Annotated in this window: 6 protein-coding genes and 1 pseudogene; 4 read left to right on the top strand and 3 right to left on the bottom strand. The window is 41.1% G+C overall.

The window, feature by feature from the left end; genetic code table 11:
• Positions 1-15: 15 nt before the first annotated feature.
• The 3 genes and pseudogenes from VB732_RS31240 to VB732_RS31230 form a co-directional block, all read right to left on the bottom strand.
• Positions 16-1,142 (bottom strand): annotated as a pseudogene (locus VB732_RS31240) (IS630 family transposase).
• A 241-nt stretch (positions 1,143-1,383) separates the two neighbouring features.
• A complete protein-coding gene (locus VB732_RS31235) occupies positions 1,384-1,506 on the bottom strand; it encodes a hypothetical protein (protein WP_323234736.1) in 123 nt (40 codons plus the stop codon).
• A 334-nt stretch (positions 1,507-1,840) separates the two neighbouring features.
• Complete coding sequence (locus VB732_RS31230) at positions 1,841-2,011, bottom strand: hypothetical protein (RefSeq protein WP_323234735.1); 171 nt, start codon at positions 2,009-2,011, stop codon at positions 1,841-1,843.
• A 97-nt stretch (positions 2,012-2,108) separates the two neighbouring features.
• Between VB732_RS31230 and VB732_RS31225 the strand changes: the two genes are divergently transcribed.
• From VB732_RS31225 to arsJ, 4 genes are all read left to right on the top strand, one after another.
• Positions 2,109-2,432, top strand: a complete 324-nt coding sequence (locus VB732_RS31225; protein ID WP_323234734.1) for a metalloregulator ArsR/SmtB family transcription factor — start codon at positions 2,109-2,111, stop codon at positions 2,430-2,432.
• Between the two features lie 190 nt (positions 2,433-2,622).
• Positions 2,623-3,681: a PstS family phosphate ABC transporter substrate-binding protein gene (locus VB732_RS31220; protein WP_323234733.1), complete on the top strand. Its 1,059-nt coding sequence runs from the start codon at positions 2,623-2,625 to the stop codon at positions 3,679-3,681.
• Positions 3,682-3,804: 123 nt separating this feature from the next.
• Positions 3,805-4,824 (top strand): ArsJ-associated glyceraldehyde-3-phosphate dehydrogenase, encoded by a 1,020-nt coding sequence (locus VB732_RS31215; RefSeq protein WP_323234732.1) that lies wholly within the window; start codon positions 3,805-3,807, stop codon positions 4,822-4,824.
• A gap of 78 nt (positions 4,825-4,902) precedes the next feature.
• On the top strand, positions 4,903-6,165 hold the full coding sequence (gene arsJ, locus VB732_RS31210) for an organoarsenical effux MFS transporter ArsJ (RefSeq protein ID WP_323234730.1): 1,263 nt from the start codon (positions 4,903-4,905) through the stop codon (positions 6,163-6,165).
• Positions 6,166-6,200 lie beyond the last annotated feature (35 nt).

Here is a 6,200-nt window from a genome sequence, read left to right as displayed (position 1 = left end):
TAAGCTGTTGTGCTTTTAATTTGCACAAACAGCATTTCCCTTATTTTTTATTTTTCTTCCCCATTTAATAATAAGCTCTCCATCATTTAAGAGTTTATTTAACGTAGATTTTAGTTCACATACTGATTGAAACAGTCGATGAGCTATATATTCTTTACATGAATGCCAAACTAATTCAATTAGATTAAAATCAGGGCTGTAAGCAGAGAGATATTCAAGAATAATGTTTGGTAGATTTTTTTCTATTTCGGCGCATATATCTTTACGCTTATGGTAGCTTGCATTATCCAAAAATATAACTATTTTTGGCCCATGTTCGTGAAAGCATTCTTGACTATTCCCTAAAGCCAACCATTCTTTTAATACGAATTCGTACAATTGTTTGAGTTGCTCATAAAAGGTTTCTGAATTTCCTCTTTCAATAAAATAACATACCCGCTTTTTATCAGATAGCCTTAAACCTCCCATCATATTTACTCGACCTCTACTACGTTTCCCAGTAACTTTTTTTCTTTTTCCTTTTCTACCCCAAGTTTTCCTTCTTAACACTCGTAAACTAAAACCACTCTCATCCCAAAACCATATCTGATAAAGCTTCGGGTTTTCTTTTGCTATTGATAAATAATCTTGAAACTTTTCTTTAAATTCTTTTCTTCTCTCTGCATTTTGTCTGTCCTCTAGACTATACAATGCCTGTGAGGTAAGCATACTTTTTTCTTTTTAATATCTTCCTAACTTGAGAACTGCTTATTTTTAATCCTGTTTCTTTCTCTAAATATGTCGATAGTCTTTCTGCTGTCCATCGACCAAATTCATAACCTAATTCGCTTGGTTCTTTCTCTACTATCTCTAACTACTATCTCTAATAGTTTATCTATATAAACTTGATTGACTTTTCTATATTCTCTTTTTCTTCTACCGTCTTCTAGGCTTTCTATCGCATCTGGATCTCCATGCACACACCAATATGCTACTGTTCTACGAGAACAACCGATTAATGCTGCTATTTCTTCTTGCGTTCTACCATCATTCATCAATAACAGTATCAAAACTCGCTCTCTCATTTCAGAACGATTGCTCTGTTTTAACAACTGTTGTAGATGTTGTTTTTGTTCTAAGCTTAGAAAGCCAATAGCCGGCATAATAACCTGTACCCGAAGTTACATTCATCTTTATTATATGCAAATTGTAGGCGTAACAGCTTACTCCTATTTCATCCCGCATCTTCATATATATCCCTCTTCTGTCACTTTCCGAAAACATTTGCCTTTCCTAAAATCTAGACCTTTTGTATAGCAACCGATTGCGCGATTATTTTCTAATAACAAATACAAGACCTATTTTTTTCTAATAGTATAGCTTGTATTGATCGCCTCATGAGGCTTATAGCGATCGCCCTCCCGGAGAGTGACAGAAGAGGGATATGTTTCCTTTGGGAAATGAGTTCCGGGCTACTTGTGCTGTGGTTTCAGGAATATGCGACATATCACGCGGGTGCAGGGTCATAATTTTTATAGATGCTACGCTCAATATACTTGTTCTCTTTTTTCAACTTTCCCAAGACATTGAGGGGTTTCACCCCTCAATAATTCGCCAACAGTATCCTAAAAGGAGAGAGGTCAAAGTGTATTGCTTCTATTCGAGAACCGCTATATCCGGGAATAATTTTTTAACGAATGCAAAGGTTTGACTTGATATATTCTCAATTTGAAAATCTCGCGGATTTTTGAGAGAGATAATTGATCACAAAGACGCGATAAATCGCCGTCTCTACAATAATCTGTCTTTCGTCTTGACGGCGATTCATTGCGTCTCTTGCGTTAACCGAACAGTATTGTCCCTATTCCTTAAATAAGGGGGGAATTGTTTTTTCAATTTTGGCTGAGATTTTATTGATGAGTGCGATCGCATTTTTTGATAACGTTTTGGAAGATGAGATATTAAGAGCGATCGCCAAAAAATAGACTTGGTTAATTCTACGCCCTTTTCTGGTAAAAATAATCTTGCTCAAACGTGATGTCTGATGACAAGCCGCTCCACATCTACGCACCTAAACTATAGTTTCTAGTTCACAATAGAGTTACCATAACCTTATCAAACTGTAATTGATGCCAACCCCCTCTGCTACTATTCCTCATTTAATTGCTGCTGGCTTTCATGCTCTTTCTGATCCACTCAGGATTAGTGTGCTGGAACTGCTACGACAGCGAGAATTATGTGTATGTGATTTGTGCGACGCTTTGGGGGTAAATCAGTCGAAACTATCTTTTCACCTAAAAACCCTCAAAGAAGCTGGCTTAGTTAACTCCCGTCAGGAAGGGCGCTGGATTTATTACAGTTTGAATCTGTCCCAATTTAGTGTTTTAGAGGAATATCTGGCAGATTTTAGCCATAATTCTGTAATTTCATCTGCCCGTTCCTGCTGCGATTAAAAAAGAGTTTAGAGTTTCAAGCCCTAGAAGTGTCAACAGGGCTCATTTCGTTGGCGCTGAATTAATTTATTTAATGCATCAAGTTTTTTTGATGAATTTTTATGTATAGTGCTATGCTTTATATTGACACATCAAGTTTTTTTGAAATGATATAAAAATACTTTCAAAATTACCCATCAAGGTGAGGTCAATGAACGCAATAGCAAAGAAATCAGCTCTCGTATTTGGAGTTTTGGCTTTTGCGACAAGTTGCACAGCCACATCCAATTCATCTACTCAAACTCAGTCGTTGCCAAAGGTTGCAGAAGTCAGTGATGCGACAAAAGTGAGGGCAATAAAGATTGATGGTTCTAGCACAGTGTATCCAATCACCGAAGCGATCGCTAACCAGTTTCAACAAAACAAGGAGCAGTATAAAGGGCAAGTTATAATCAACTTTTCCGGTACTAGCGCGGGGTTTAAGAAATTCTGTAACAAAGAGACAGACATCAGCAACGCCTCGCGTCCCATTCTGAAAGCAGAGATAGAAGCTTGCAACAAAAATGGTGTCAAGTTTATCGAGCTTCCTGTTGCCTTTGATGCGCTGACTGTTGCGGTGAATTCCCAAAATACCTGGGCACAAGATATCACCGTAGCCGAATTGAAAAAGCTTTGGGAGCCAAATGCCCAAGGAAAAATCACTCGCTGGAACCAAGTGCGATCGTCTTGGCCTGATCAACCAATTAATCTGTATGGTGCTGGCGGCCAATCTGGTACTTTTGATTACTTTACAGAAGCTATTGTTGGTAAAACCAGAGCCAGCCGCACTGATTACATCTCCAGTGAAGATGATCTCGCCCTAGTGCGCGGAGTTGGCACAGATCCTAATGCCTTGGGTTATTTCGGGCTTGCTTATTACGAAGACAACAAAAGTCGGTTAAAAGCTCTGGCAATTGATAGCGGCAAAGGAGCAGTATTGCCATCATCTGAAACTGTCGAGAAAGCTGAATATCAGCCATTAGCTCGACCATTATTGATTTATGTTAATGCTCAATCTCTGCAAAATCAGCCAGAACTAAAAGAATTTGTAGATTATTACCTCAAGTATGCACCAATAACAACTAGTTCGGTTGGGTATGTGCCTTTACCTAGTGAAGCTTATGAATTGGCAGAAAAACATTTTCAAGCTGGTAAAGAAGGAACAGTATTTGCAGGTAAGGAGCAGATCAACTTTCAAATTAGTGATTTGTTGAAGACACCACAAAACTAGTGGTTTAACTCAAAAATACTGATGTAAAAGAAAGTTTTGATAGGTTCGTAGTAAGCACTTTAGTGCTTAAAAATTAAGGACTAAAGTCCTTACTACAAACACACTATAAACTTAGGAAAACTGATGAGAGTACGTGTTGGCATCAACGGATTTGGCAGAATTGGCCGGTTAGCTTTACGGGCTGCATGGGGTTGGTCAGAGTTAGAGTTTGTCCATATCAATGAGATTAAAGGTGGGGCAGTAACAGCTGCTCATTTGCTCAAATTTGATTCTGTCCACGGGCGTTGGACAGCAGAAGTAGAAGCACAGAGCGATGATCGCATCCTCATTGATGGGACACCCTTAAGCTTTAGCGAATATTCCCAACCTGGTGAAGTCCCTTGGGAAGAGTTGGGTGTTGATCTCGTCCTGGAATGCTCCGGTAAGTTTAGGACTCCCGCCACCCTTGACCCTTATTTTAAGCGGGGAGTACAGAAGGTAATTGTGGCTGCTCCGGTGAAGGAAGAAGCCTTGAATATTGTCATGGGAGTTAACGACCAACTTTATGAGCCAGAAAAGCATCATCTGCTAACTGCGGCTTCTTGTACAACTAACTGTTTGGCTCCAGTTGTGAAGGTGATCCATGAAGGTTTGGGCATTAAGCATGGAATCATTACCACAATCCATGACAACACCAATACTCAAACCATCGTCGATGCTCCTCATAAGGATCTACGCCGCGCACGGGCTACCAGTCTGTCTTTGATTCCTACCACGACAGGATCGGCAACTGCGATCGGATTGATTTATCCCGAACTCAACGGCAAACTCAATGGTTTGGCAGTACGAGTCCCATTGCTCAATGCTTCTTTAACAGACTGCGTATTTGAAGTTGTACGGCCTACCACAGTAGAAGAAATTAATAGCTTACTAAAAACAGCTTCAGAGCAAGCACCACTCAAAGGGATTCTGGGCTATGAAGAACGTCCTTTAGTATCTATCGACTACAAAGACGATCCTCGTTCTTCCATCATTGATGCCCTCTCCACAATGGTGGTAAACGAGACGCAAGTCAAAATACTCGCTTGGTATGACAACGAATGGGGCTATGCCAACCGGATGGTTGAACTCGCCCGGAAAGTAGCTCTAAATCTGAAGGCGTGAATCTCATTCAAAAATACTCTGCGTGCCTCCGCGCTTACTCTGCGTTCCTTTGCGTTTAAACCTCTTCTCTCTTCCCTCATGGCTTCTACCACAGCTTCTAGCGCCAACTTCAAAAACTATATCCTAGTCACACTCGCATACTGGGGTTTCACTATCACTGATGGTGCCTTACGAATGCTCGTGTTGCTCTACTTCAACAACATTGGCTATACCCCATTACAAATCGCTTCCTTATTCTTGTTCTATGAAGTCTTTGGAGTTATTACAAACTTTTTAGGTGGTTGGATTGGTTCCCAGTTAGGTCTGAAAGTAACCCTTTACACCGGCATCGGGCTACAGGTTTTCTCGATGGTGATGCTCTCATGGCTCAATCCAGGTTGGGCGCAGTGGATTGCAGTCGGTTATGTGATGGTGGCGCAGGCATTTTCTGGGATTGCCAAAGACTTAACCAAGATGAGTTCTAAGAGCGCTATCCGGTTAGTAGTTCCCCAAGATGCCCAGTCGTCTTTATTTAAGTGGGTAGCAGTTCTAACGGGTTCTAAGAATGCCCTTAAAGGAGTTGGCTTCTTTGTCGGTAGCGCACTTTTGGCTTCGGTTGGCTTTATCAATTCCCTGTGGATTATGGCAGCAGGGCTGTTCTTGATTATGTTCACTGGACTACTGCTACCCAAAGGGATGGGCAAAATTAAGAAGAAAGTCAAGTTTAGTCAACTGTTTTCTAAGAGCCAAGAGATTAACATTCTCTCGGCTGCTCGATTCTTTCTGTTTGGTTCACGGGATGTCTGGTTTGTTGTGGCATTACCAGTATTTCTACGGGAGATTTTAGGCTGGTCGTTCTATCAGGTTGGTGGATTCTTAGCTTGTTGGGTGATTGGGTATGGACTTGTTCAGTTCCTAGCACCAACACTGATCCAGCGATTTGGTTCTGGCCGTCCACCGGAATCAAAGACCATCCAGTTTTGGACATTTACTCTAACAGTAGTTCCAGCTGCGATCGCTCTTGCTCTCCAAATAGGTGTAAGAGCCGATATTGCGATCGTTGGCGGACTCCTGATTTTTGGCGTAGTGTTTGCCTTCAACTCAGCAGTTCACTCTTATTTAGTGCTGGCGTTTACTGATGACGACAAGGTAGCGCTGAACGTTGGTTTTTATTACATGGCAAACTCTGGTGGTCGGTTGATAGGTACTGTCTTATCAGGTTTGATATATCAGTTTTTCGGTTTAGTTGGCTGTCTGTGGACATCCATGTTCTTTGTACTAGCAGCAGCATTGATTTCTCTGAAGCTACCCGATCCCGAACCTAGCAAAGCAATTGCTTGGAAAGCTGGAGATGGAGATTAGGGCATTAGAGGGTGCAGAGGAGAGGAATTTTCCCC

It is taken from the genome of Nostoc sp. UHCC 0252 (assembly GCF_034931145.1).
In the GTDB taxonomy this organism is placed as follows: Bacteria; Cyanobacteriota; Cyanobacteriia; order Cyanobacteriales; family Nostocaceae; genus Nostoc.
Note: the sequence above shows the minus strand (reverse complement) of the source record. Positions and strands in the feature narration are given on the sequence as shown.